This window comes from Streptomyces sp. NPDC005181 (genome assembly GCF_040608395.1).
In the GTDB taxonomy this organism is placed as follows: domain Bacteria; phylum Actinomycetota; class Actinomycetes; order Streptomycetales; family Streptomycetaceae; genus Streptomyces.
The window spans coordinates 25423-51025 of record NZ_JBEXID010000038.1 but is presented as its reverse complement, the minus strand read 5'-3'; the positions used below and the strand labels follow the sequence as shown (position 1 = coordinate 51025).

Genomic DNA, 25603 nt, shown 5'->3' with positions numbered 1-25603 from the left:
TGCGGCAACTCCCCCTACCCGTAGCACTTCAGAGTTACGCGGAAGGTGCCCTCCCCGGGCGGACGCCGACCACAAGGTCCGCTCCCTAGCTTCTGTACCGGAAGCACGACAGAACATCTCGACGGACATCCGGTACGGAAGGACCATCCCGCATGGCGCTCCGCCCGCCCAGGAGTCACCCGCGCAGGAACCTTCCGCGCACCGTCCGGACCCTGCTCGCCGCCCTTGTCATCGCTGCGGTCGCCGTGCCCCTGTCGGGCGCGGCCCGGCCCTCGGCCGTCCCGGCACCGGCCCCGGCCGCCCTCGCCCCGCTGCGCGCCGCGACCCCCGCCGACCTTGCCGAACGGTACGCCGTCAACCGCGGGTTCATCCGCGCGGCCGAGCGGACAGCCACCCGCCACGGCGACCGCAAGCGGGCCGCCGCCCTGCGCGTCCTCGCCGACCCGGCGCGCCACTTCTTCTCCTTCGACGGCCGCGACGGCGGCCGCAGCGCCGAGGTCTTCGGCGACCTCTCCCGGGCGCGCCGGATCGCCGTGCTGGTCCCGGGGGCGGGCATCAGCCTCGACCGGTACTGGCGGCTGCGGGCCGCCGCCGTCGCCCTGCGCCGGGAGACGGGCGAGGGGACGGCGGTCATCGGCTGGCTCGGCTACGAAACGCCGGACACGGTGAGCCGGGCGTCGGTGACCACGGGCCGGGCCAAGAGCGCCGCAACCGAACTCCGTACATTCCTCGCCGAATTGAAGCGTACCGAGCCAACCGCCCGGACCTCGCTGCTGTGCCACTCCTACGGATCCGTCGTCTGTGCCGAGTCAGCGCCAGGGCTGGCGGTCTCGGACATCGTCCTGTACGGCAGCCCCGGCACCGGCGCCGACAACGTCTCCGCACTCCACACCCCGGCCACCGTCTGGGCGGGCCGGGGCGGCGACGACTGGATCGCCGAGGTGCCGCACGTACAGCTCCGACTCCCGTTCATCACTCTCGGATTCGGAACGGACCCGGTCTCCCAGAAGTTCGGTGCCCGGCACTTCGCGGCGGGCGACGGCGGTCACAGCGACTACCTGAAGCCCGGCTCCTTATCGCTGAAGAACATCGCCCGGATCGTCTCAGGCCGGACCCCTGCCGAGGAGGGCCGTCATGCGTGAACTCGTCCGGCGGATCGACGCCGCCACCCCACCCGACCGCGACCGCGCCGTCGACGCACTGCGCGCCCTCGCCATCCTGGGCGTGGTGCTCGGCCACTGGCTGGTGACCGCCCTGATCGCCGACACCGGCACGGTGCGTGCCGCGAGCCCCCTCCAGCACATGCCCCAACTGACCCCGGTCTCCTGGCTGTTCCAGACGCTTGCCGTGTTCTTCCTGGTGGGCGGTCAGGTCGGGGCGAAGAGTTACGCCTCCGCCCGCACTCGCGGCACCACGTACGGGCAGTGGCTCGGCGCCCGTACGGGCCGGCTGTTCAGGCCGGTCGCCGCCGTGCTGGTGGTGTGGACCGTGATCGCGGGCGCGCTGCTCGCCTCCGGGGTGGGCACGGAGACCGTGCACGCGCTGCTCAAACTGGTGCTGTCACCACTCTGGTTCCTGCTGGTCTTCGCAGCGCTGACGGCGGCGACCCCGCTGGTCGCGAAGCTTCATCCGCTGTGGCCGCTCGCCGTCGTGCTGCATGTCGACCTGATCCGGTTCGGACTGGGCGGTCCCGCCCGGCTCGGCTGGATCAATGTGGCGGCCGGCTGGCTGGTCCCGTACTGCCTGGGTGCGAGCTGGGCCCGCGGCGGCCTGCGGAGCCGGTCGACCGGATGGGCCCTGCTGCTCATCGGCGCCGCCGCCACGGCCGGACTCGTCCTGTGGGCCGGCTACCCGGCGTCCATGGTCGGGGTGCCCGGCTCCAGGATCTCCAACCTCGACCCGCCCACGCTCGCGGCTGTCACCTTCGGCCTCGCCCAGTGCGGCGCGGCCCGGCTGCTGATCGGCCCGCTGCGGCGAGTCCTTCGACGCCCCGCGGCCTGGGCGGCGGTGGCGCTGGTCAACCTCTCCGCGATGACCGTCTTCCTCTGGCACCAGACCGCGATGATGGCGGTCACCGCCGTCGGTCTGCTCGCAGGCGAGTCGCTGCCCGGTCTGCACACCGTGCCCAGGGACTACGACTGGGTCTTCGCACGGCTGGCCTGGCTGCCGGTGTTCGCCGTGGCTCTGCTGGTGTGCTGGGCGGCATTCCGTAAGTACGAGGAGGAGCGGCCGCGGAAAGGCGGCCGTATCGTCCGCGAGGGGCGTCCTGCCCGGACATCGGTGATGCGCCGTGCCTAGTCTGAACCGGACGAGGGGGTCAGTGGTGGGGGACAAACAGCGGTTGAGGACCGCGCTGCGGAGGGCGCCGCGCGCCCTGTTCGAGGATCTGACGGCGCCCGCCGATCCGCTGCCTGCCATGGGACATCCCGGATGGCCGGTCTGGCGGCCGGTGTTCGGGATGGTGCTGGTCTTCTGTGCCGTGGCCCTCGCCGTGGCCCATGTGAACGATCTGGCACCGGTCGACGGCAGCGCCATCCCCGGGTACGCGGTGCTGCTCAGCATCGGCCAGGCGGCGGCGCTGATCGCCGGCATGTTCCGCCCGGTGTCCGCCTGGTGGGCGTCGACGGCCCTCATGGTCGTCACCGCGCGGATCACGGAGCCCGGGTTGAGCCCGGACGCATTTTTCCCCTGGACCGTTTCAGGGCTCTTGCTCCAGTGCGGGGTGCTGTTCCTGCTGGCACTGCGGGTCCGGCCCCGTCGGGCGGCCGGGGCGCTGGTGATCAGCCTCCTCGCGGCACTGGCCTGCACTGTCGCCACCACCCGGGCACACCACTACGTCCTCGACCGCGGCGCCCCGGTCCTGATCGCCGCCGTGGTGATCGGCGCCTCGCTGCGCGGCCTGCGGGTGGCCCGCACCCAGCTGGTCGTCCAGGAGGAACTCACCGCCGGGGAGCGGGCCCGGCGCACCCTGCTGGAGGAGCGCAACCGGATCGCCCGCGAGCTGCACGACGTGGTCGCCCACCACATGTCGGTGATCTCCATCCAGGCGCAGGTCGCCCCGCACCTGGTCGACAACCCGTCCGACGAGCTCAGGGAGAACCTCGCGGGCATCCGGCAGAACGCCGTCGAGGCGCTCACCGAGCTGCGGCATGTGCTCGGCGTGCTGCGCTCCGAGGACGCTCTCTCGATGGGGGCGAGACACGCCCCGCAGCCCACTCTCGACCGCCTGGACGAACTGCTGGCCAATGTGCGCGGCGCCGGGCTCGTGGTCACCACCGCCACCATCGGCACGCCGCGCCCGCTGCCGCCGAGTGTCGAACTGTCGGCGTTCCGGATCGTCCAGGAGGCGCTCAGCAACGCGATGCGGCACGCGCCCGGTGCCCAGGTGCGGGTGGAGACGGCCTACGGGGCGGCCGGGCTCACCGTCCGGATCACCAACACCGCGCCGGACGGACCCGCGGCGCCATCGCGGGGCATGGGGCACGGACTGCTCGGGATGCGCGAGCGCGCCGCGATGCTGGGCGGCGAACTCGTCACTGGACGGACCCCGGACGGCGGCTACGAAGTCACGGCTATCCTGCCGGTGAGCGCCCCTGACCTGGCCGCCTTACCTGCTGAGGACACACTGTGACGACCATCCGCGTACTGATCGCCGACGACCAGGTGATGGTCCGCCAGGGATTTACGGTGCTGCTCGACGCAGAACCCGGCATCGAGGTCGTCGGTCAGGCGGTGGACGGCCTCGATGCCGTCTCCAAGGTCGCAGAACTCGCCCCGGATGTCGTCCTGATGGATGTCCGGATGCCCGTGCTCGGCGGCATCGAGGCGACCCGCCGCATCACGTCACCGCACGACGCCCAGATCAAGGTGCTCATCCTGACCACCTTCGATCTCGACGAGTACGTGTACGAGGCGCTGCGCGCGGGCGCGTCCGGCTTTCTGCTCAAGGATGCTTCGGTCGAGGAACTGGTCCACGCGGTACGGGTGGTGGCAGCAGGTGACGCGCTGCTCGCCCCGAACATCACCAAGCGGCTGATCGCCGAGTTCTCCCGGATGACGGCGGAACCTCGGGCCCCGCTCATGGACCGAGTCGGTGATCTGACGGAGCGTGAGACCGAGGTGCTTTCCCTGATTGCGCAGGGCCTGTCGAACGCGGAGATCGCCACGCGCCTGGTGGTGGCGGAGCAGACGGCGAAGACCCATGTGAGCCGGATCCTGGCCAAGCTGGGGCTGCGCGACCGGACCCAGGCGGCGGTCTTCGCGTACGAGACGGGCCTGGTCCGCCCGACCGGCTATTGACGCGCACGCGAGGGCGGGGAGTACGGGACCGTCCGTACTCCCCGCCCTGGCGCGAGGGTGGTGACCGCCCGACGGCGAGAGGCCGGCGCGACCGTTTCGTTCGCGCCGCCGGGCGGAGTCCTTCGTGCGGGTTGTGCCGGGGCCGCGGCGGCGAGCGATGGGCGGCCGGGTCCACTCTCTGTCAGGTCGAGAGCGGCCGCCGGCTGCCTTCACCACCGCACTGGCTCGCACGCCGCCGCGGTCCTCAGTCACGTCCGTCCCGCCGGGCACCCCTCAGGGCCGGCCGGACGGACAGCGCAGGGGAGATGACCTCCCGTCATAACCCTTGCGCGGTCTCGGTGTTCTAGTCCTCGCGCAGGGCGCGGACCGCGTCCTCCACGCGCTGGCCGTACTCGGCGTCGGCGGCGTGGAAATGGGCGAGGTTCTTCTCGATCACGTCGTCGCGGGTGACCTGGGAGAGGCTTCCGGCGATGTTGGCGACCAGGCGGCCCTTCTCGTCCTCGGACATCAGCCGGTAGAGCTCGCCCGCCTGGAAGAAGTCGTCGTCCTTGGTGTGGGCGGGCGCCGCGTGGGTGCCGGTCCAGCCGTGGACGGCGAGCGGGGCGGAGAGCGGTGCGTCGGTCTGGGCGGGGCCCGCGTACGAGTTGGGCTCGTAGTTCCTGTCGTGGCGGGCGCCGTTGCGGGTGGCGTGCAGGCCGTCGCGGCCGTAGTTGTCGACGACGGCGGTGCGCGGCGCGTTCACCGGGAGCTGGGTGTGGTTGACGCCGAGCCGGTAGCGGTGCGCGTCGGCGTAGGCGAACAGGCGGCCCTGCAGCATCTTGTCCGGGGACGGGCCGATGCCGGGCACGAAGTTGTTCGGAGAGAAAGCGGCCTGCTCGACCTCGGCGAACACATTGTCCGGGTTGCGGTCCAGGACCAGCCGGCCCACCCGCTGCAGCGGGTAGTCGCTGTGCGGCCACACCTTGGTGAGGTCGAACGGGTTGAAGCGGTAGTCCGCGGCCTCGGCGGCCGGCATGACCTGCACGTGCAAGGTCCAGGACGGGTTCACGCCCCGCTCGATGGCCTGCAGCAGGTCCGTCTGGTGCGAGCTGCCGTCCCTGCCCGCGAGTTCGGCGGCCTGCTCGCTGGAGAGGGAGCGCACGCCCTGGTTCGTCTTGAAGTGGTACTTGACGAAGAAGGCCTCGCCCTCGGTGTTCGTCCACTGGTAGGTGTGCGAGCCGTAGCCGTTCATGTGACGGTACGAGGCGGGGATGCCGCGGTCTCCCATCAGCCAGGTCACCTGGTGGGTCGCCTCCGGGGCGTGCGCCCAGAAGTCCCAGACGTTGTCGGGCTCCTGACGGCCCGTGAACGGGTCGCGCTTCTGCGAGTGGATGAAGTCGGGGAACTTGATCGGGTCCTTGATGAAGAACACCGGCGTGTTGTTGCCGACCAGGTCGTAATTGCCCTCGTCCGTGTAGAACTTGAGGGCGAAGCCGCGCGGGTCGCGTACGGCGTCGGCGCCGCCGAGCGAGTCGGCGACCGTCGAGAACCGGATGAACGTCTCGGTGCGCTTGCCGACGGCCGAGAGGAAGTCGGCGCGGGTGAAGCCGGTGACGTCGTCGGTCACCTCGAAGTAGCCGTACGCGCCGGAGCCGCGGGCGTGGACCACGCGCTCCGGGATGCGCTCCCGATTGAAGCGCGCGAGCTTCTCCAGCAGGTGCTGGTCCTGGAGGAGAATCGGGCCACCGACGCCGGCGGTGGCGGAGTTCTGGTTGTCGGCGACCGGGGCGCCTGACTCGGTCGTAAGCACACGCTGCGTCATGGTGTCGGGGCGACCTTCCGTACGGGAGTTGCTGAACTGCGACGCCCTGGGGGCTCCAGGAGCGTAAGTACGCTCCGAACAGAACGTCAACAGTTTGTTGAAATTGAGAGTGAGGTGTTCCGGATGGTGCCGGCGCCTGGGCGCGACAGGACAGGTGTCGGCGCCGACACCATCCGGAAGTCTGTGAGGTGGCCCGGCCGCTCAGGCCTGGACGGGCTGACCCGAGAGGCGCTCGACCGCGCGCAGCAGCGCCGAGTGGTCCAGGCCGCCGTCGCCCTGTGCGCGCAGCGAGGCGACGAGTTGCGCGACCACTGCGCCGACGGGCAGCGCGGCACCGACATTGCGGGCGGCGTCGGTGACGATGCCCATGTCCTTGTGGTGCAGATCGATCCGGAAGCCCGGCGCGAAGTCCCGCCGCAGGAAGTTGTCCTTCTTGCGGGTCAGCACGGTCGAGCCGGCCAGTCCGCCGTTCAGTACGTCGAGCGCGGCGGAGAGGTCGACCCCGGACTTCTCCAGGAAGACGACGGCCTCGGCGCAGGCCTGGATGTTGACCGCGACGATCAGCTGGTTGGCGGCCTTCACCGTCTGGCCGGAGCCGTGCGGACCGCAGAGCACGATGGTCCTGCCGAGCGCCTGGAGGATCGGCTGCGCGGCGTCGAAGTCGGCCTGATCCCCGCCGACCATGATCGACAGCACGGCCTCGATCGCACCGGCCTCGCCGCCGGACACCGGGGCGTCCAGCACGCGGATGCCCTGGTCCTTCGCGTGCTTCGCGAGGTCCACGGAGGTCTGTGGAGTGATCGAGGACATGTCGATCAGCAGGGCCCCGGACCTCGCGTTCTCCAGGATGCCGTCGGGGCCGTACGCAATGGCCTCGACCTGCGGGGAGGCGGGCACCATCGTGATCACGACATCGGCATCGCGGACCGCCTCGGCGATCGAGTCCGCGCCGTACCCGCCGGCGGCGACCAGCCGGTCGATCTTGTCCTGCTCCAGGGTGTAACCGGTGACGTCGTACCCGGCCTTGATCAGGTTTTCGGACATGGGGGAGCCCATGATGCCGAGTCCGATCCACGCAACCTTGGGGAGGTTGTTGCTCATGAGGGTGCCTTCCTGAAAACGTGTGTACGAGGGTGGGTCCGACGCCCTCAGCGGGCCGCGCGCACCTCGGCGGGGAGCCACTCGAAGGACTCGGAGCTCGGTCGGTCGCCCGGCTTGTACTCCAGGCCGACCCAGCCGTCGTAACCGGCCTTCGTCAGCTCGTCGACGAGCTGCTCGAGCGGCAGTGAGCCGGTGCCGGGCGCGCCGCGCCCCGGGTTGTCGGCGATCTGCACGTGCCCGGTGTTTGCGGCGTACGCGGCGATCACCTGGCTGAGGTCCTCGCCGTTCATCGACAGGTGGTACAGGTCCAGCAGGAACCTGGCGTTGCCGAGGCCCGTCGCGGCGTTGACCTTGTCGACGACCTCGATCCCGGCCGGTGCGCTCACCAGCGGGTAGCGCGGTGACTCCGGCTTGTTCAGGGTCTCGATCAGCAGGACCGCCCCGATCCGGTCGGCGGCGCGGGCGGCCAGGACCAGGTTCTCCAGGGCGAGTTCGTCCTGCGCCGTCGGGTCCACACCGTCGACGCGGTTGCCGTAGAGCGCGTTGAGCGCCTTGCAGCCGACCGAGGCGGCGAAGCCGGCCGCCACCTCGATATTGGCGCGGAATCGGTCCGACTCCGCGCCGGGTACGGAGAGCGCACCGCGGTCGGGTCCGGGCAGTTGTCCGGCGTAGAAGTTCAGCCCCACCAGCTGCGTGCCCGCGTCGTCGAGCGTCTTCTTGAGAGCGTCGAGTTCGGTCTGCGGCGGGGTGGGGGTCTCGATCCAGGGCCACCACAGCTCGACCGCCGTGAAGCCCGCGGCGGCGGCCGCCGCGGGGCGCTCCAGGAGCGGGAGTTCCGTGAAGAGGATCGAAAGGTTCACATCGAAGCGCTGGTCCGGGAATCCCATGGCGTCAGGCGCTCCTTCCGTATCGCGGAAGTTAGTTTCTGCTCAACGGAAGATTGCATGGCTGAAGGGAGAGCTGTCAAGAGGGGCTCCGCACATCGGGCCGCCAGGAGCGACGCGCGCAACCCCCGCGCGCGACGATTGCGGAGGATGCAACCGAAATTGCGCCACTTGCGGCCTCGGGCGAGGCAGGAGACTCTGGCTGACATGTCCGACGCAGCCGACCCGAGGTGCCGCGCATGACGACCCGCACCAGCCGCCGCACGTTCCTCGGAGCGCTCCTGGCGGGCGCGGCCTTCGTCGTCTCGCCCGCTCCGCCCGCGCCATCCGGCCCGGCGGCGGCCAGGCCGGACGCCCCGGCCCCCCGTGCCGACCGAAGGACCGGGACGCTCTTCCTGGGGACGTACACCTCGACCGCCGGAGGGGGTGCGGGGATCGGCGTCGCCGGGTACGACCCGGTGACCGGGGTGATCACCGGTCGCACCACCGTCACCGGCGTCGACAACCCCTCATACCTCGCCCTGCACCCCTCGGGCACCACGCTGTACGCCGTCGACGAGCAGGAACGCGGCGGTGTGACGGCCGTGGCGCTCGCCCCGAACGGAACGTTCCGGGTGCTCGGCACCCGCTCCACCGGCGGCGCAGGTCCCTGCCATCTCTCCGTCCACCCAAGCGGCCGGTGGCTGCTGAGCGCCAACTACACCTCGGGCAGCGTCGCCGTGCACCCGATCGCAGCCGACGGTTCGCTGGGGGAGCGCACCGACCTGGTCGTCCATACGGCCCCGGCCCCCGGCCCCGGCCAGGACGGGCCGCACGCGCACCAGATCCTCACCTCCCCGGATGGCGGCCATGTCCTCGCCGTCGATCTGGGCAACGACACCGTGTACACGTACCGGCTCGACCGGCGCCGGGGCACGCTCCGCCAGGTCTCGTACGCCACGCTGCGGCCGGGCGCCGGACCGCGCCACCTCACCTTTCACCCGAGCGGCCGCTTCGCCTATGTCGCCTGCGAGGTCGACAACACCGTCGTCGTCTGCGGTTATGACCCCGCCACCGGCGCCCTGACCCCGGGGACCCCACAGCCCACCGGAACCGGCCCCGGCACCAGCTATCCCGCCCAGCTCCTGGTCACCGGGGACGGCCGGTTCGCCTACCTCGCCAACCGCGGCGACAACAGCCTGACCCGCTACGCCGTGGGGGCGCGCGGGGCCGCGCTGCGGCTGATCGACACGGTGCCGGTGGGCGGCGACTTCCCTCGGCAGATCGCCTTCTCGCCGGACGGGGCGCTGCTCTTCGCCGCCAACCAGCGGTCCGGCACCGTGACGGTCTTCGAGGTCGACCGGGCGAGCGGCGGCCTGCACCGCACCGGAACCCCGTTCGCCGCCCCGATGGCTGTCTGCGTGCTGCCGCTCCGGCCCCGGGCCGGGTAGCGGTCGGTTAGGGTCGGGGCCGAGCCGCGGGCCCCAGGGTGCGCAGCGAGCACATGAGAGGGAGGCACAGTGCGCTTGAGAGTGGAGTTCACCACCGAGCCGTTCGATCTCGACGAGGCACCCGCTCACGCGGTGGTGGCCCGCGAGGTCATCCAGTCGGCCGAACTGGACGCCGTGGACGTCGGCCCCTTCGGCAATACGGCGGAGGGCGGCGCGGACGCGGTGCTCACCGCGGTGGACTCCCTGCTGCGCAAGGCCCTGGAATCTGGTGCCACCCGGATATCACTCCAGGTCAACGTCATCGGGGAGGACTCGAAGTGACCGAATCTTCGGACCACCCCCTCGTCACCGCGGTCAAGCCGCTCGTCGACGCCATGGGCGCGGAGCTGGTCGGGCCCGAGCACGCACGGGCCGACGACGTGGTGCTGGCCTGGGAGGGCGAGGACGTCATAGCCGTACGCCTGCCGCAGCTGTCGGACTCGCTCGACCACATCCTGGCCGCCATGGAGCGCCGGCACGGGATGCCACTCGCCGGCCTGGACCGGAAGACGAAGCAGTCGGTCGTCCGGACCCTGGAGGCGCGGGGTGCCTTCTCCGTACGGCATGGCGTGGAGACGGTGGCCGGAGCCCTGGGCGTCAGCCGCTTCACCGTCTACAACTACCTCAACCGGGAACACGCCGCCAAAGGCGAGTAGTTGAGCGTAGGCGTGCACACGTGACTGGAAGGCCGTTATCCGGATCGCCAGGCGGCGGCCTTTTCTGTTCGGGAATTTCAACAAAGTGTTGACGTGGTGTTGCGGAGGGCGTTAGCTATCCGCAGCCCGACCAACGCACAGCGAAGAACAGCCACGGAGGCTCCCGTGACTTCGAGCTCCACACCGGGCCTCGCCCGGTTCAACATCCTGGCGGACGACGAGGCCACCACCGCGTTGCACGAGGTGTGTGCCAGCGCGGCATGGGGGAGAGCGATCCTCTCCCGGCGCCCGTACCCCACCGCGGAAGCCCTTCTCTCTGCCAGCGACGTCGCCACGGCCGATCTGACCGAGGACGGGTTGACCGACGCGATGGCCGGTCACCCCCCGATCGGCCGCCCGAAGCCCGGGGACCCCACCTCCTCCCGCGAACAGCGGGGGATGGCCGGCGCCACCGAGGAGCTCAAGGCCGAGATGCTCGAACTGAACCTGGCCTACCAGGAGCGGTTCGGACATGTCTTCCTGATCTGCGCCACCGGTGCCACCGGTGAGCAGATGCGCGACGCGGTGAAGTCCCGGATCGGGAACTCGCCCGAGCGGGAGCGCGAGATCGTGCGCACCGAGCTGGGCAAGATCAACCGCATCCGGCTGACCCGTCTCGTAACAGAAGGAGAGTGACGGTCTTGCGCAACGGCACCACCGCATCGGTGTCCACGCACATTCTGGACACCAGCATCGGCCGCCCTGCCGAGGCCGTCCCTGTCTCGCTCGCCGCCCGCAGCGGCAGCGACGCGCCGTGGGTGGCGATCGGCGGTTCCGTGACCGATACGGACGGGCGATGCAAGGACCTGCCGGCGCTGCCGGAGGGCACCACCCATGTACGGCTCGACTTCGACACCGAGACGTATTTCTCCCAAGAACACCGTTCCAAGAAGCAAGCCGAGGCGCAGCAGGACGCCCCCCGCGTAAGGGACAGCGGCGCGTTCTTCCCGGAGGTGGCGATCACCTTCACCGTCCTACCGGGCGAGCACTATCACGTACCGCTGCTGCTCAACCCGTTCGGCTACTCCGTTTACCGAGGGAGCTAGCACCGACATGCCCACGATTCTCGGCCAGAACCAGTACGGCAAAGCAGAGAACCGCGTCGTCAGGATCACGCGGGACGGCGACACCCACCACATCAAGGACCTGAACGTCTCGGTCGCGCTCTCCGGCGACATGGACGACGTCCACTACTCCGGCTCCAATGCCAACGTCCTGCCGACCGACACCACCAAGAACACGGTGTACGCGTTCGCCAAGGAGCACGGCATCGAGTCCGCCGAGCAGTTCGGCATCCACCTCGCCCGTCACTTCCTGACGTCGCAGGAGCCGATCAGGACCGCGCGGATCCGGATCGAGGAGTACGCCTGGGAGCGCATCGCCACCTCCGACGGCACCTCGCAGTTCATCGGTGCCGACGAGGTCAAGCACTCCTTCGTCCGCAAGGGCCAGGAGACGCGCACCACCCAGATCACCTTCGACGGCGAGAGGTGGCAGGTCATCTCGGGTCTCAAGGACCTCGTGGTGATGAACTCCACCAACTCCGAGTTCTGGGGCTACGTCAAGGACAAGTACACGACGCTCAAGGAGGCGTACGACCGCATCCTCGCGACCGAGGTGTCCGCCAAGTGGCGGTACAACTGGACCAGCGACGACGCGCGCATGCCGAACTGGGAGAAGTCCTACGAGCAGACGCGCAAGCACATGCTCCAGGCCTTCGCCGAGACGTACTCCCTCTCGCTGCAGCAGACCCTGTACCAGATGGGTTCGCGCATCATCAACAGCCGCAGCGAGGTGGACGAGATCCGGTTCTCGCTGCCGAACAAGCACCACTTCCTGGTGGACCTGGAACCGTTCGGCCTCAAGAACGACAACGAGGTCTACTTCGCCGCGGACCGCCCGTACGGCCTGATCGAGGCCACCGTGCTGCGGGACGGCATCGAGCCGCAGATCCCGGTAGACATGACCAACCTCTGACGCCGCACCGAGCCGGTCCCCGCCCGCCGACGGGCAGGGACCGGCCGGACCGGAGGAAACCCCCATGGCACAGCACGCAACGAGGCCGGCAGCAGAAGTCCCCTGCACCGCACCGCCGGAGAGCCCCGTGCATCCGGCCGGTCCGCTGATCGCCGGACTCCCCACCCTCCTGCGGACGCTCGCCGCGCGCCCGGCTTCCACCCGGATTCCCGCCCTGGGCGCGGACCGTGCTGCGCTCCGCGATCAGTGCGGGAGCGCTCGTCGCCGACCCGCTCGACCTGTTCTTCCAACATCTCGGCACCCACGGCCGCACGGCCGTGGCACTCAAATCCTCCTGGGGTCCTGCCGTGCCCACATCCCTGCAGAGAGAAGAAGGAAGCGTCATGGCAGCCCCTGACCGTGTGGAACGCATCGTCATCGAGAACTGTTCGATCGCGACCGTCGACGCCGACGACACCGAGTACGCCTCGGGCCATGTGGTCGTCGCGGGCAACCGCATCGAGCACGTCGGCGCCGGCCGGGCCCCCGAAGGCCTGGAGCATGTCGTACGACGCATCGACGGCGCCGGACACCTCGTCACCCCCGGCCTGATCAACACCCACCACCACTTCTACCAGTGGATCACCAGGGGCCTGGCGACCGACCACAACCTCTTCGACTGGCTGGTCGTGCTCTATCCGACGTGGGCGCGCATCGACGAGCCGATGGTCCGCGCGGCCGCGCAGGGCTCGCTCGCGATGATGGCCCGCGGCGGGGTCACCACCGCCATGGACCACCACTACGTCTACCCGCGGGGCTCCGGCGACCTGTCCGGCGCCATCATCGGGGCGGCCCGCGACATGGGCGTACGGTTCACCCTCGCCCGCGGCTCCATGGACCGCAGCCGGAAGGACGGCGGACTGCCGCCGGACTTCGCCGTCGAGACGCTCGACGGTGCGCTCGCCGCCACGGAGGCGACCATCGACGCGCACCACGACGGATCGTTCGACTCGATGACCCAGATCGCCGTCGCGCCCTGCTCGCCGTTCTCCATCTCCACCGAACTTCTGCGGCAGGGGGCCGAGTTGGCCCGCCGCCGCGGCGTCCGGATGCACACCCACGGCTCGGAGACCGTGGAGGAGGAGAAGTTCTGCCACGAGCTGTTCGGCATGGGCCCGACCGACTACTTCGAGTCGACGGGCTGGCTCGGCAACGACGTGTGGATGGCGCACTGCGTCCATATGAACGACTCCGACATCGCCGCGTTCGCCCGTACCGGAACGGGCGTCGCACACTGTCCGTCCTCCAACGCCCGCCTCGCCGCCGGCATCGCCCGGGTCCCCGACATGCTCGCCGCGGGTGTCCCGGTGGGCCTCGGCGTCGACGGCACCGCCTCCAACGAGTCCGGTGAACTCCACACCGAACTGCGCAACGCCCTCCTCATCAACCGCCTCGGCGCCCACCGCGAACGGGCCCTGAATGCCCGTCAGGCCCTGCGCCTGGGCACGTACGGCGGCGCCCAGGTCCTCGGCCGCGCCGACCAGATCGGCTCCCTGGAGGTCGGCAAGCTCGCCGACCTGGTGCTCTGGAAGCTGGACACGCTCGCCCACTCCTCCATCGCCGACCCGGTCACCGCACTCGTCTTCGGCGCGGCGGCCCCCGTCACCCTCTCCCTCGTCGACGGGAAGACGGTCGTCGAGAGCAACCACCTGACCACGGTGGACGAGGACGCCATCGCACGGACCACCCGCGACGAGGCCCGCCGCCTCGCGCAGATCGCCGCCGGAGCCTGACGCTCCGGGGTGCCCCCGAGAACGGCCGGCCGAAGGGGGACGGCCCTTGGCCGGCCACCGTGGGCCCGAGCGGGGTCCACGGCAGCCGGTCCGGCGGGCACGTACGCAGACGTACGCGCCCGCCGGACCGGTGACTGAAGCTGCCGCATCAGCTGCACGACCTGCACCACCTGCACCACCTCCCTGACACCCGCGTCGCTTTGACGCGTAACCGACCGGAGGAACCGCCGTGGCAGCACAGCCCAGGTTTCGCAACGACGCAGTCGCAGGACCCGACCAGGAGCCGATACGGGACGACCCGCAGGTCGCCGACGGCAAGCATCCGGTCGACGAGACCCTCCCCCCACTGAAGATGGTCACCAGCGGACTGCAGCACGTGGCCGCGATGTACGCGGGCGTGGTGGCCCCGCCCATGATCGTGGGACCCGCCGTGGGCCTCACCGCCAAGGAGACCGCCTTCCTCATGGGGGCGAGCCTCTTCACCGCCGGCATCGCCACTCTGCTCCAGACTCTCGGCTTCTGGCGCATCGGCGCCCGGCTGCCGTTCGTCAACGGTGTCTCGTTCGCCGGTGTGACACCGATGATCGCGATCGGCAAGGACCGCGGACACGACGGCATCGCCGTCATCTTCGGCGCGATCATCGTGGCCGGCCTGCTCGGCTTCGTACTCGCCCCCTACTTCTGCAAACTGGTCCGCTTCTTCCCGCCCGTCGTCACCGGCACCGTCATCACCCTGATCGGCGTCTCCCTGCTGCCGGTCGCCTTCAACTGGTCCCAGGGTGGCAACGCCACGGCCGACGGATACGGGTCCACGACCAATATCTCCATGGCGGCCGTCACCCTGGTGATCGTCCTCGCGCTGCGCAAACTGCTGCGCGGCTTCCTCCAGCAGATCGCGATCCTGCTCGGACTGGTCGCCGGCACCCTGATCGCGATCCCGGTCGGCATCACCGACTTCGGCGCGATCAAGGACGCCCCCCTGATCGGTTTCCCGACCCCGTTCCACTTCGGGGCGCCACAGTTCGAGATCGCCGCCATCGTCTCCATGTGCATCGTGATGCTGGTCTGCATGACCGAGTCCACCGCGGACATGCTGGCACTCGGCAAGATCGTCGGCCGTCCGGCGGACGAGCGGACCATCGAGGGCGGTCTGCGCGCCGATACCCTGGGCAGCGCCCTCAGCCCGCTCTTCAACGGCTTCATGTGCAGCGCCTTCGCGCAGAACATCGGGCTCGTGGCGATGACCAAGGTGCGCAGCCGGTTCGTCGTCGCCGCGGGCGGCGGCATCCTCGTCGTGCTCGGCCTGGTCCCCGTCGCCGCGTCGGTCATCGCCCTCGTGCCGCTGCCGGTGCTCGGCGGTGCGGGCATCGTGCTCTTCGGCTCGGTCGCCGCGAGCGGCATCCAGACGCTGGCCGGCGCGGCCCTGGAGAAGGGCGAGAACGCGCTGATCGTCGCGGCCGCCGTCGGCATCGGACTGATCCCGATCGCGGCGCCGGAGTTCTACCACGCGTTCCCCAAGGACCTCCTCGTCGTGCTGGACTCGGGGATTTCCACCGGGTGCGTCGTGGCGATCGTCCTCAATCTGGCCTTCAACCACCTGGGCAGGAAGCCGGAACCGGTGGCGCAGGAGCCCGCCGCGACTGCGGCGGCTCCGGTGGGCGCGCACTGAGCGCATCCGGTACGGCGCAGTGGCGCGTACGGCGAGTGCCGTACGCGCCACCGGTGCCTCGCGGCAGGGCTCAGCCGATGTGGAAGCTGTCGCCGTACACCTTCCAGTCGAGCGGCGGATCCAGGTTCAGATTGCCGTTCTTCAGGAAGACCCGCTGGGCGGTGTCCACCCGGCTGGTGTCCGAGTGGGCCTCCTCCTGCTGCATCGCCCAGACCCGCGCGTCCAGGAAGGCATTCAGGTAGGTGACCTCGTTGCCGCCCTGGGCCGGCGGCTTCGCCTTGGCGAGAGCGCGCTTGCGGATGGCACGGAAACTGGTGCTGTCGTCGCCGTCGCCGTGCATGACGATGGCGTCGTAGTACGCGAACTGGCCGAGGGTACCGAGGCCGTCGGCCTTGCCCTGGCTGACCGCCGGGTTGAAGTACACCCGGTCCCGCTCGTCGTTCTGTGCCTGCTTGAACGCCGAGTCCGACGCGGCGGTCGCCCAGTCCCTGGTGAAGTTCGGGTCGAGGCCGTCGTGCGAATCCGTGCCGTCCACGTCCCGCAGTGCGGGCAGGTACTTCGCAAGGACGTTGCCCGGCTTGCGCTGGGTGTAGAGCTCGACGAGGTCGAGCATGTCGCCGGTGCCGGAGCAGAATCCGATGATGCCCGCGGTGTAGCCGCGGCCGTCGCCGATGTCCTCGATGTACTTGTACTGGGCCTTCCAGTCCAGGGTGGAGTTCTCCGCGCTGGAGACCAGCTGCATGGCGATCTCCTTCTTCGCCGGATCATCGAGCCCGGTCGCGGCGGCCACCTGTCCGGCGGCGGCCGTTTCCTGATGGACCGCCGGATGCGTGGGGGCACCGGCATAGGCAGTGGCGGGGATGGCCGTGAATGCTACCCCGAGCGCGACCAGCGCGAGCCGGACGGGGCGGGTGTTTCGACGTGCGGTGCGCTTATGGGGAGCGTGCACCAGTCCTCCAAAGGGAGTTCGTCGCTTGACTGTTCTGTTAGGAAGCTTTCCTATCAGAGTCGAGCGCGGATCGTACACCCCTTCGACACAGGTGAGTTGAGCTCCGCGTGCGCCCGTCGTTCCTTGGTCTACGGACCGTCGATGCGGTAGCTGTCGCCGTACACCTTCCACCGCAGAGGTGGCTCCAGCTGGAATGCGCCCTCACGGACGAAGACCCGTTGAGCCGTCTCGATGCGGCTGGTGTCGGAGTGCGACGGCTCCTTGCGGATCGCGGTGACACGGGCGTCGAGGAAGGCGTTCAGGTACGTCTTCTCGTCACCGCCCTGCGAAGGCGGTTCGGCCACGGCGAGAGCCTCGCGGCGCATCGCACGGAATCCGACCGTGCCTCCCGAGTCGGCGGCCCCGTGCATCACATAGGCGTCGTAGTAAATGAACTGTCCCAGAGCGCCCAGCCCGTCGTCCTTGGCCCGGCGCACCGCCGGATCGAAGTACGAGTGGTCCCGCTCGGCGTCCTGCGCCGACCGGAACGCGGCGTCGGCCGCCGCCTTCGCCCACGCGTCGGTGAACGGGCGGCCGAGACCGTCGTGCGCATCGCTGCCCTTGACCGCTCGCAGAGCGGGCAGGAACCGTTCCAGCGGATTGCCGGGGCGGGACGCCGCATACCGCTCGACGACCTTCAGCAGGTCGCCGGTGCCGGAGCAGAATCCGATGATGCCTGCGGTGTAGCCGCGGCCGTCGCCGATGTCCTCGATGTACTTGTACTGGGCCTTCCAGTCCAGGGTGGAGTTCTCCGCGCTGGAGACCAGCTGCATGGCGATCTCCTTCTTCGCCGGATCGTCGAGCCCGGGCCCCGCGGGGCCGCTTCCGGAACCGGCCCCGGTCGCGGAGCATCCGGACAGCACGACGAGAGCCGTCACAAGAGCCGTCACAAGAGCCGTCACAAGAGCCGTGACGGGGGCCCTGGCGGGGGCGAGGCGGGAACGCGGAACGAACTTCACTTCGCCAGCCTGCCAGGCGCGGAGAAGGATCTTGGTCCATTCGGCTGTAGCGTCAGGGGTCGGCAACTGGTCGCGGGGGAGCGTGCATAAGGTCGGTTTAGCTCGATCGTGTGATGGTCGGCTGGTCGGCTGGTGGGCTTGCGGCGCCGTGCGGGGGCCGGGGTAGCGTTGCTGTGCGATCTGGGACACCGGGTACGGTGCCAGTGTGCGGGGCCCCTGCTCCACCGGAGAGATGGTTCAGGGCCTCCCCGCCGCCTCTGGCCGCACCCACATGGCCAGGTCGCATAGGGAACTGGCCTCCCGGGATCGGACCACGCACGGGATGCGTGTCGCCGCCTCGGGGTCGAGTACGCCGGGGACCAGTGCGTCCAGGACCGTTCGGGGCGTGCCAGCGCGCGGACTCACTCCCGCTCACTGCTGAGGAACGGTATGGAAGATCAGTCTGTTGTGGATGTCGGTGATGTGCGGCTGGCGTACCGGACCTGGGGTGACCCGTTCGGCTCGCCCGTCGTGCTGCTGCACGGCCTCGGCGGTTCCGCCGCGAGCTGGGAAGCGGTCGGGAGCCTGCTCGGTGAGGAATGGCGGGTGTACGCCCTCGATCTGCGCGGGCACGGGGAGAGCGACTGGCCCGACGAGTACTCCTTCGAGCTGATGCGGGACGACGTCCTCGGCTTCCTCGACGAGTGCGAGCTGGACCGCGTCGGCCTGGTGGGCCACTCCATGGGCGGCGTCGTCGCCCACCTGCTCGCCCAGGAGCACGCGGACCGGGTGGAGCGGCTGGTGCTGGTGGAGACCCCGCCGCCGTTCCCCAGTGCGCCGAGGCCCGCCGCGGAGCCCGAAGGGCCGGTCGACTACGACTGGAACGTCGTCGCACCCATCCGGGCCCGGATCGCCGACCCCGACCCGCAGTGGGCGGACGGTCTCGGCGAGATCGTCGCACCCACGCTGATGATCGCCGGCGGCCCGGAGAGCACCATGCCGCAGGGCCGGCTGGCCGACATGGCCTCCCTGATCCCGGACTGCCGGCTGATCACACTCGGCGGCGGCCACGCGGTCCACGAGACCCATGCGGACCAGGTCGCCCAGCAGATCACGGAGTTCTTCACCAGCTGACTCCGGCAGCCGGCTGAACCCCGCGGCCGCGGGGCCCGCCGCTCGGCCCAGCAGGGGCGCGGCGTGGCGGATCACCGGTGCCGCGGAGGAAGCGGTGCCTCTGCTCGCCGGAGTACTCGCGGAGGCCGGACCGGCCTGGACGGCGCTGGACGTTCATCCGTGCCGCGCGCGCGGCGCCCCTCTTCGGAGATGCGGCCCGCCCGCTGGTCCCCGCACTGGAGAGCCTACGGACGGACCGGCAACAGGTCCCGGCCGCCGTACTCGCCCTGCACGCGGTCGCGCCTGATTCGACGCCGGACGCGTCAGCCGCCCGGCTGCCAGTCCGGGCGGCGGCCGCTCATCGCGACCGCCCGGTCGAGGAGGGGCGCGTCCGCCGGTACCGGGACCGGCGGCCCGAAGAGCTGTCCAGGCCGGGGGCTGTCGTCCCTCGGCGTCATCATGGACAGGGAGACCCGCAGGCTCGTCTCGTCCGCCTCGTACTTCTGGCCGGTCGACCTGGCCAGGTCCCAGCCGTGGATCACCAGCTCGTTCAGAGCGACCATCGCGGCCACCTCACCCGGCAGATCCACGCCACCCGCCCTGGTCATTCCCTGCCGGGCGGCGGGGTCGCGCCAGGCGGCCACCAGCTCGTCCAGCAGGGGCGGCAGTGCCTCGCGCCAGCCGTCCGGCAGGACCGGAAGCGCGGAGTCCGGAGAGGTGTCGGTCGTCGGTCCGAGGTCCTTGCGGCCCGCGTCGCGGAAGGCCGTGGTCAGCCCGACCAGGTGGGCGAGCAGCTCCCGTACCGCATAGTCGGGACAGGGCGTCGGGCCGGTCAGAGAGCGGTCGTCGATGCCGTCGAGCAGTCCGGCGATCTGCCGTGCCGCAGGTTCCAGATCGAGTGCGGGCGATGTTCCGTTCTGTGTATCCATACTTCTCAGACCGCCGCGGCGGCCGGAACTCATCGCTCTGCGCACAACACATCCGCACCGCAGACCGGCACATTGCGGAAGGCACCGCTCCACGCTCTTGTCCGGGACCCGTCAGCCGTGTCATACAGGTCCAGACCATTGCTGCCGGACGGAAGGCAAGACTGTGCAACGCCCCCACGCACACGCCGCTTTGGCCACCTCCGCCGCCCTGTTCCTCGCCACGCTCACCGCATGCGGCGGTACTGCCGACGCCGCCGACACGCAGAAACCGACCGCCCCCGGCGAGGTGACGGCGCAGGCGAGCAGCGCCACCTCCGTCCATGTCATGTGGGACCCGGCCTCCGACAACAAGGCGATCACCGGCTATCAGGTGTACCGCAAGGGCACGCAGGTCAAGTCCATCGCGGCGGCCCGGCAGATGATCGACATCGACGGGCTGACCCCCTCCACCGCCTACACCTTCACCGTCCGGGCCCGGGACGCCGCCGGGAACCTCTCCGCGCCGAGCGAGGCCGTCGCCGTCACCACGCCCGCGCGGACACCCGCCGACCACGAGCCGCCGACCCGCCCGGTCGGGCTGCGCGGCGCGGCGGACGGCAGCCGAGCGGCAACCCTGTCCTGGGGCGGCTCGACGGACGACGTGGGTGTCACCTCGTACGACATCTACCAGGAGGACTCCCGCATCCACAGCGTGCCCGGCACGCAGACCACGGCCCGCCTGACCGGACTGCGCCCCGGCACCGTCTATACCTTCACCGTCCGGGCCCGGGACGCCGCGGACACGTCCTCGCCGGACAGCAACGCCCTCGACCTCACCACTGCCTCCGCCCCGGGCGCGCCGGCCAGTACCGCCCCCACCGATCTGCGGATCACGACCAGGGCCCAGGGCAAGGAGTACGCCATCGACCTGGACTGGAAGCAGCCCGACGCCGGCGGTGAGATTCCCGCGTACCAGCTCTTCCTCGACGGCCGGCTCACCACCACGATCGTGTGGGGCGGCAAGCCGCCCGCGGGCCGGGCGAGCTACCGGCTCACCGTCGGTGACCCGCGCGGGACCCGCTACTCGATGAAGATCCGCGCAAAATTGCCGGACGGGAAGTGGGGTGACTTCTCCGCCCGGCGCGCGGTCGTCCTCGGCGGCTGACACGAGACCGTGCCGACCGGCGGCATGGCGTGCGGGGAGTCGCACCGTATGGTCCATTGATCCCGGAGACCTCATGGCTGAGCAGGATGAGGAAGAGGGATTGAATGATGGCGATGGACCTGGGCTCCCGCGTCGACACGCTGATGGACGGACTCCGGACGGATCTGGAGCGGCTGACGGCCATCCCGTCGGTCTCCTTCCCCGGATTCCCGCCGGAGCCCCTGCAGGAGGCCCACGACCTGCTCGTGGACCTCCTGCGCGACGCGGGTGTCGAGCGCATCGACCGGCTCGACCTCCCCGGCACCGCGCCGGTCATCGTCGCCGAGGTACCGCCGCCGTCCCCGGACGCCCCGACCGTGCTGCTCTACGGCCACTACGACGTCCAGCCGCCCGGTGACGAGAGTCTGTGGCGGTCGCCTCCCTTCGAGCCCACGCCCGTCGACGGGGGGCTCGGGATGCGCGCCCGCGGCATCGCCGACGACAAGGCGAACATCATCGTCCACCTCGGCGTACTGCGAGCCTACGAGGGGAAGCCGCCGGTCGGCCTCAAGATCGTCCTGGAGGGGCAGGAGGAGTACGGGAGCGGATTCGAGGACTACCCGCCGACCGACCCCGACCGCTTCGCCTGCGATGCCATGGTCATCGCCGACACGGGCAACATCCGGCCCGGCAGCCCCACCCTCACCGCCGGTCTGCGTGGCGCCTCGGAGGTCTTCGTTGAGGTGCGGACCCTCGACGAACCCCGCCACAGCGGCGAGTTCGGCGGCGCCGCCCCCGACGCCCTGCTCGTCCTGCTCACGGCTCTCGGCACCCTCCACGACGTGCACGGCGATGTCGCCGTCGAGGGGCTGCGCCGCGAGGAGTGGACCGGCACCGCCTATACGCAGGAGGAGTTCCGCTCCCTTGCCGGGGTCCGGGACGGCCTGCCGCTGATGGGTTCGGGCAGCCTCGGCGAGCGGCTGTGGAGCGGCCCGGCGATCACCGTCATCGGTATCGATGCCCCGGACGTCGACCACGCCGCGTCCGCGGTCGTCCCGTACGCCAGGGCCAAGCTGAACCTCCGCTTCCACCCGCAGCAGGACCCGGACGAGGCGCAGGGCCTGTTGGTCACCCATTTGCAGTCAATGCGCCCGTTCGGAATCCCGCTCACCGTCACCTCGGGCGACACCGGACCCGGATTCGAGCCCGCCACCGATGGCCCGGCCTACCGGGCAGCCCGCACCGCGTTGCGCGAGGGCTGGGGCAAGGACCCCGAATTCGTCGCCAGCGGCGGCTCGATCCCGCTGGTCAACGGCCTGTCCAAGGCGGTGCCGGGCGCCGAGGTGCTGCTCTTCGGCGCCCAGGACAGCATGTGCAATCTGCACGCCCCGAACGAACGCGTGCTGTTCTCGGAGCTGCGCTCTGCGGTCATCGCCGAGGCCGCATTCCTGCGGGAGTACGCGGAGGCGTACCGCGCGGGGAGCGATGCATGAGCACGGCGGACACCTAGGCCGCGCCGAAGTCCCCAGCGTGCTGACGAGCGAGGATGATCCCGCTGGTCACGCATGCAGGGCACGGCCACCCAAGCCCCCGCCCACAGCGGCCCGCTGCCACCAGACATCCAGCGCCGACGGGTTCATCGAGCCCCGCTCCGGGGTGGTCTCCACCAGGGCGTGCCCCGGTCGCCGCCCCAGCTCCACCGTGGCCCGGCCGACCGCGATGCGCTCGGAGTCGTACGTATGGAGCGCCTCGGCCCAGTCGGACGCGGACCTGAGCGCCGACTCCAGTGCCGTCGCGTCCTGGAGCGCCTTGACCGCGCCCGCACCGGTGTGCGGGCGGGCCACGGTCGCCGCGTCGCCGGTCAGCAGGAGCCGGCCGGTGGCGTAACGCGGCGCCGTGAAGTCGTACAACGGCTGGACGAACAGCTCGCCCGGCTCGGTCAGTGCGACCAGCGCACCCCAGTACGGTGGCAGCAATTCTGCGGCGATCCGGGCGAGATGGGTGTGCAGGGCGTCGGTGAGCGTGCCGGGCGGCAGACTCACCGGAGTCTCCAGCGACAGATCGAGATCCGGGGGAGGAGCGGTGTAGAGCACCCAGTTCACGCGGTGGCCGCCGGCGGAGTCCGGGATGCGGTAGATGATCACGTGGCCGCCGGGGAAGACGACGTACGCACACTCCTCGACGTCCCACAGGCGCTGATCGGAGGCGGTCATCCTGGATGCGGGGAAGGCGCCGCGCCAGGCGAGGTAGCCGGCGAACTCGGGGCGCAGCGCGGCGACGGGCTCGGCGCAGACCTCGCTGCAGACCTCGGTGCGGATGAGGGAGCGGTAGCCGTCCGCGCCGACGGCGAGGTCGAAGGGCTCGCGGCGCCGGCGTCCTTCGCGGTCCGTGGTATGTAACTCGACTGCGTCCGGGCCGTGTTGTAATGCCCCGACGGTGGTGCCGGTACGGAACTCGACCGCGTCCGGGACCCGCGCCCGAAGCTCGTGCCAGAGCGGGCCCCAGTTGTACGTGCGGAACGGGAAGGGCATCTCGCCGATCCGTCGCCCGACGGCCGGACCGCGCGTGTCGCGCACGTACCAGCGGCGGCGCTCCAACTGGATCCAGGGCATCCGGGCGTCCAGATATCCGGCCGACTCCAGCTCGTCGTAGCGGTCGTCGTGTACTGCCAGTCCGACGCCCCGCTCCGCCGGCCGGCCCGGTGCGCGTTCCAGGACCACGACTTCGTCGGTGCCGCCACGATGTAAGGCCAGCGCGGCGGCGCACCCGGCGACGCTGCCGCCCACGACGGCGACCCGTCCTCCACACATCTGATTCTCCTCGGGGTGCGATGTGCCCTGTCGGGCCGTCAGTCTTGCACCGCACCCCATGGCGACCGGGGATCAGATCCCCCTCAGCGCGCTCTCGGCGGAGGCCGGACAGCGCTTCGCCCCCGGTGCTGTGCGGTACCGGGGGCGAAGGCGCGAAGGGATCGGCGAGGCTCAGACCAGCTGCTCGTACGCCGGCAGCGTCAGGAAGTCCGCGTAGTCCTGGTCCAGCGACACCTGCAGGAGCAGGTCGTGGGCCTGCTGCCACTTGCCGGACGTGAACGCCTCTTCGCCGGTCTCCGCTCGGATCGCGGCGAGTTCCTCGGCCGCGACCTTGCGGGCCAGGTCCGCCGTGGCGTGTTCGCCGTTCTCGAAGACCACGTCCGCGTTGATCCACTGCCAGATCTGCGAGCGGGAGATCTCCGCGGTGGCGGCGTCCTCCATCAGGTTGAAGATGGCGACCGCGCCCATTCCGCGCAGCCACGCCTCGATGTAGCGGATGCCGACCGCAACGGCGTTGCGCAGGCCGTCGTACGTGGGCTTGGCGTCCAGGGTGTCGATCGCGATCAGGTCGCCGGCCGCCACGGAGACGTCCTCGCGCAGGCGGTCCTTCTGGTTCGGCTTCTCGCCGAGGACCGCGTCGAACGAGGCCATCGCGATCGGGACGAGATCCGGGTGGGCGACCCAGGAGCCGTCGAAGCCGTCGTTCGCCTCGCGGTCCTTGTCCGCCTTGACCTTCTCGAAGGCGACCTTGTTGACCTCGGCGTCACGGCGCGACGGGATGAACGCCGCCATGCCGCCGATCGCGTGCGCACCGCGCTTGTGGCAGGTGCGGACGAGGAGTTCGGTGTACGCACGCATGAACGGGGCGGTCATCGTCACGGCGTTGCGGTCCGGCAGGACGAACTTCGATCCGCCGTCGCGGAAGTTCTTGACGATGGAGAAGAGGTAGTCCCAGCGGCCCGCGTTCAGCCCGGAGGCGTGGTCGCGGAGCTCGTACAGGATCTCCTCCATCTCGTACGCGGCGGTGATCGTCTCGATCAGGACGGTCGCGCGAACGGTGCCCTGCGGGATGCCGACGTAGTCCTGGGCGAAGACGAAGATGTCGTTCCAGAGCCGGGCCTCCAGATGCGACTCCGTCTTCGGGAGGTAGAAGTACGGGCCCTTGCCGAGGTCGATCAGACGCTGGGCGTTGTGGAAGAAGTAGAGGCCGAAGTCGACCAGCGCACCGGGCACCGGGGTGCCGTCGACCTGGATGTGACGCTCATTCAGGTGCCAGCCGCGGGGTCGGGTGACGACCGTGGCGAGTTCGTCGGCGGGCTTCAGCGCGTAGGACTTGCCCGACCCGGGGTCGGTGAAGTCGATGCGGCGCTCGTAGGCGTCGATCAGGTTGAGCTGGCCGAGGATGACGTTCTCCCACGTGGGGGCGGACGCGTCCTCGAAGTCGGCGAGCCAGACCTTGGCGCCCGAGTTCAGGGCGTTGATGGTCATTTTGCGGTCGGTCGGACCGGTGATCTCCACCCGGCGGTCGTTCAGCGCGGCCGGGGCCGGTGCGACCTTCCAGGAGTCGTCCGCACGGATCGCTGCCGTCTCGGGCAGGAAGTCCAGCGTGGAGGTGCGGGCGATCTCGGCGCGGCGCTCGCCGCGGCGGGCGAGCAGCTCGTCACGGCGGGGCGTGAACTGCCGGTGCAGCTCGGCCACGAACGCGAGGGCCGCGTCGGTCAGGACCTCGTCCTGCCGGGGCAGGGGCTCGGCAACGACGATGGCCAGCGGGGACGGCGCTGGTGCGGACATGAGCTGTCACTCCTTCAGCGGGTGGTGCGGGCGGAGCCTCTACGGCCGCCGGGTCGCCAGAAATGGCACGACGTGCCAGGGCCCGGTGACGCGGACACGGGCGCCGTCCGGGGGTACAAAGCGCTTCTGACCAGTGGATAGTAGTTTTCTCATGGTGGAAGTTCAATGGTTTGTTGATGTCGAGATTCTCCGGGTCGACAGAAGTGGGGCGGGGCCGGCGCGGCGTGCCGGCGCGCGCAGCCCA

The 25603-nt window shown here is 70.3% G+C and carries 23 protein-coding genes; 15 read left to right on the top strand and 8 right to left on the bottom strand.

Annotation, left to right across the window (positions count from 1 at the left end):
* Positions 1-152: 152 nt before the first annotated feature.
* The 4 genes from ABZV38_RS23520 to ABZV38_RS23505 are packed head-to-tail and all read left to right on the top strand — an operon-like array spanning position 153 to position 4299.
* Positions 153-1142 (top strand): alpha/beta hydrolase, encoded by a 990-nt coding sequence (locus ABZV38_RS23520; protein WP_356329897.1) that lies wholly within the window; start codon positions 153-155, stop codon positions 1140-1142.
* Complete coding sequence (locus ABZV38_RS23515; RefSeq protein WP_356329895.1) at positions 1135-2298, top strand: acyltransferase; 1164 nt, start codon at positions 1135-1137, stop codon at positions 2296-2298. Before ABZV38_RS23520 ends, ABZV38_RS23515 begins: the two co-directional genes overlap by 8 nt.
* 25 nt (positions 2299-2323) lie before the next feature.
* A complete protein-coding gene (locus ABZV38_RS23510) occupies positions 2324-3631 on the top strand; it encodes a sensor histidine kinase (RefSeq protein ID WP_356329893.1) in 1308 nt (435 codons plus the stop codon).
* Positions 3628-4299 carry a response regulator transcription factor gene (locus tag ABZV38_RS23505; protein WP_356329891.1) on the top strand — a complete coding sequence of 224 codons (672 nt, stop codon included), beginning with the start codon at positions 3628-3630 and terminating at the stop codon, positions 4297-4299. The genes ABZV38_RS23510 and ABZV38_RS23505 overlap by 4 nt, the downstream gene beginning before the upstream one ends.
* A gap of 343 nt (positions 4300-4642) precedes the next feature.
* Here the strand turns inward: ABZV38_RS23505 and ABZV38_RS23500 are convergent, their stop codons facing one another.
* From ABZV38_RS23500 to ABZV38_RS23490, 3 genes are all read right to left on the bottom strand, one after another.
* Complete coding sequence (locus ABZV38_RS23500; protein WP_356329889.1) at positions 4643-6100, bottom strand: catalase; 1458 nt, start codon at positions 6098-6100, stop codon at positions 4643-4645.
* A gap of 201 nt (positions 6101-6301) precedes the next feature.
* Positions 6302-7201, bottom strand: coding sequence for a 2-hydroxy-3-oxopropionate reductase (locus ABZV38_RS23495; protein ID WP_356329887.1), 900 nt, complete (start codon positions 7199-7201; stop codon positions 6302-6304).
* A 47-nt stretch (positions 7202-7248) separates the two neighbouring features.
* The gene (locus ABZV38_RS23490; RefSeq protein ID WP_356329885.1) at positions 7249-8088 is read right to left on the bottom strand and encodes a TIM barrel protein; all 840 of its coding nucleotides are present in this window, start codon (positions 8086-8088) and stop codon (positions 7249-7251) included.
* A gap of 236 nt (positions 8089-8324) precedes the next feature.
* Between ABZV38_RS23490 and ABZV38_RS23485 the strand changes: the two genes are divergently transcribed.
* The 8 genes from ABZV38_RS23485 (at position 8325) to ABZV38_RS23450 (ending at position 15667) form a co-directional block, all read left to right on the top strand.
* Positions 8325-9515, top strand: a complete 1191-nt coding sequence (locus ABZV38_RS23485) for a lactonase family protein (RefSeq protein WP_356329884.1) — start codon at positions 8325-8327, stop codon at positions 9513-9515.
* A gap of 69 nt (positions 9516-9584) precedes the next feature.
* The gene (locus tag ABZV38_RS23480) at positions 9585-9836 is read left to right on the top strand and encodes a hypothetical protein (RefSeq protein ID WP_356329882.1); all 252 of its coding nucleotides are present in this window, start codon (positions 9585-9587) and stop codon (positions 9834-9836) included.
* A gap of 53 nt (positions 9837-9889) precedes the next feature.
* A complete protein-coding gene (locus tag ABZV38_RS23475) occupies positions 9890-10210 on the top strand; it encodes a helix-turn-helix domain-containing protein (protein ID WP_356329937.1) in 321 nt (106 codons plus the stop codon).
* 165 nt (positions 10211-10375) lie between these two features.
* On the top strand, positions 10376-10885 hold the full coding sequence (uraD, locus tag ABZV38_RS23470) for a 2-oxo-4-hydroxy-4-carboxy-5-ureidoimidazoline decarboxylase (RefSeq protein WP_356329880.1): 510 nt from the start codon (positions 10376-10378) through the stop codon (positions 10883-10885).
* Positions 10886-10890: 5 nt separating this feature from the next.
* Positions 10891-11295 (top strand): hydroxyisourate hydrolase, encoded by a 405-nt coding sequence (gene uraH, locus ABZV38_RS23465; RefSeq protein WP_356329878.1) that lies wholly within the window; start codon positions 10891-10893, stop codon positions 11293-11295.
* Between the two features lie 7 nt (positions 11296-11302).
* Positions 11303-12226, top strand: coding sequence for a factor-independent urate hydroxylase (gene pucL / locus ABZV38_RS23460; protein ID WP_356329876.1), 924 nt, complete (start codon positions 11303-11305; stop codon positions 12224-12226).
* A gap of 383 nt (positions 12227-12609) precedes the next feature.
* A complete protein-coding gene (locus ABZV38_RS23455; RefSeq protein WP_356329874.1) occupies positions 12610-13998 on the top strand; it encodes an 8-oxoguanine deaminase in 1389 nt (462 codons plus the stop codon).
* 229 nt (positions 13999-14227) lie between these two features.
* A complete protein-coding gene (locus tag ABZV38_RS23450; protein ID WP_356329873.1) occupies positions 14228-15667 on the top strand; it encodes a nucleobase:cation symporter-2 family protein in 1440 nt (479 codons plus the stop codon).
* Positions 15668-15737: 70 nt separating this feature from the next.
* On the opposite strand, the gene ABZV38_RS23445 is transcribed toward ABZV38_RS23450, so the two are convergent.
* Together ABZV38_RS23445 and ABZV38_RS23440 are read right to left on the bottom strand one after the other, a co-directional pair.
* Positions 15738-16616: a chitosanase gene (locus ABZV38_RS23445; protein ID WP_356329871.1), complete on the bottom strand. Its 879-nt coding sequence runs from the start codon at positions 16614-16616 to the stop codon at positions 15738-15740.
* 128 nt (positions 16617-16744) lie between these two features.
* Positions 16745-17518, bottom strand: a complete 774-nt coding sequence (locus ABZV38_RS23440) for a chitosanase (RefSeq protein ID WP_356329935.1) — start codon at positions 17516-17518, stop codon at positions 16745-16747.
* A gap of 525 nt (positions 17519-18043) precedes the next feature.
* Here ABZV38_RS23440 and ABZV38_RS23435 point away from each other — a divergent pair.
* Complete coding sequence (locus ABZV38_RS23435; RefSeq protein ID WP_356329869.1) at positions 18044-18727, top strand: alpha/beta hydrolase; 684 nt, start codon at positions 18044-18046, stop codon at positions 18725-18727.
* Positions 18728-19029: 302 nt separating this feature from the next.
* Here the strand turns inward: ABZV38_RS23435 and ABZV38_RS23430 are convergent, their stop codons facing one another.
* The gene (locus ABZV38_RS23430; RefSeq protein WP_356329867.1) at positions 19030-19635 is read right to left on the bottom strand and encodes a TIGR03086 family metal-binding protein; all 606 of its coding nucleotides are present in this window, start codon (positions 19633-19635) and stop codon (positions 19030-19032) included.
* A gap of 163 nt (positions 19636-19798) precedes the next feature.
* Between ABZV38_RS23430 and ABZV38_RS23425 the strand changes: the two genes are divergently transcribed.
* A complete protein-coding gene (locus tag ABZV38_RS23425; protein ID WP_356329866.1) occupies positions 19799-20779 on the top strand; it encodes a fibronectin type III domain-containing protein in 981 nt (326 codons plus the stop codon).
* A 104-nt stretch (positions 20780-20883) separates the two neighbouring features.
* Positions 20884-22251, top strand: a complete 1368-nt coding sequence (locus ABZV38_RS23420) for a M20/M25/M40 family metallo-hydrolase (protein ID WP_356329864.1) — start codon at positions 20884-20886, stop codon at positions 22249-22251.
* A 66-nt stretch (positions 22252-22317) separates the two neighbouring features.
* On the opposite strand, the gene ABZV38_RS23415 is transcribed toward ABZV38_RS23420, so the two are convergent.
* Positions 22318-23568 carry an FAD-dependent monooxygenase gene (locus tag ABZV38_RS23415; protein WP_356329862.1) on the bottom strand — a complete coding sequence of 417 codons (1251 nt, stop codon included), beginning with the start codon at positions 23566-23568 and terminating at the stop codon, positions 22318-22320.
* A gap of 171 nt (positions 23569-23739) precedes the next feature.
* A complete protein-coding gene (aceB, locus tag ABZV38_RS23410) occupies positions 23740-25359 on the bottom strand; it encodes a malate synthase A (protein ID WP_356329861.1) in 1620 nt (539 codons plus the stop codon).
* Positions 25360-25603 lie beyond the last annotated feature (244 nt).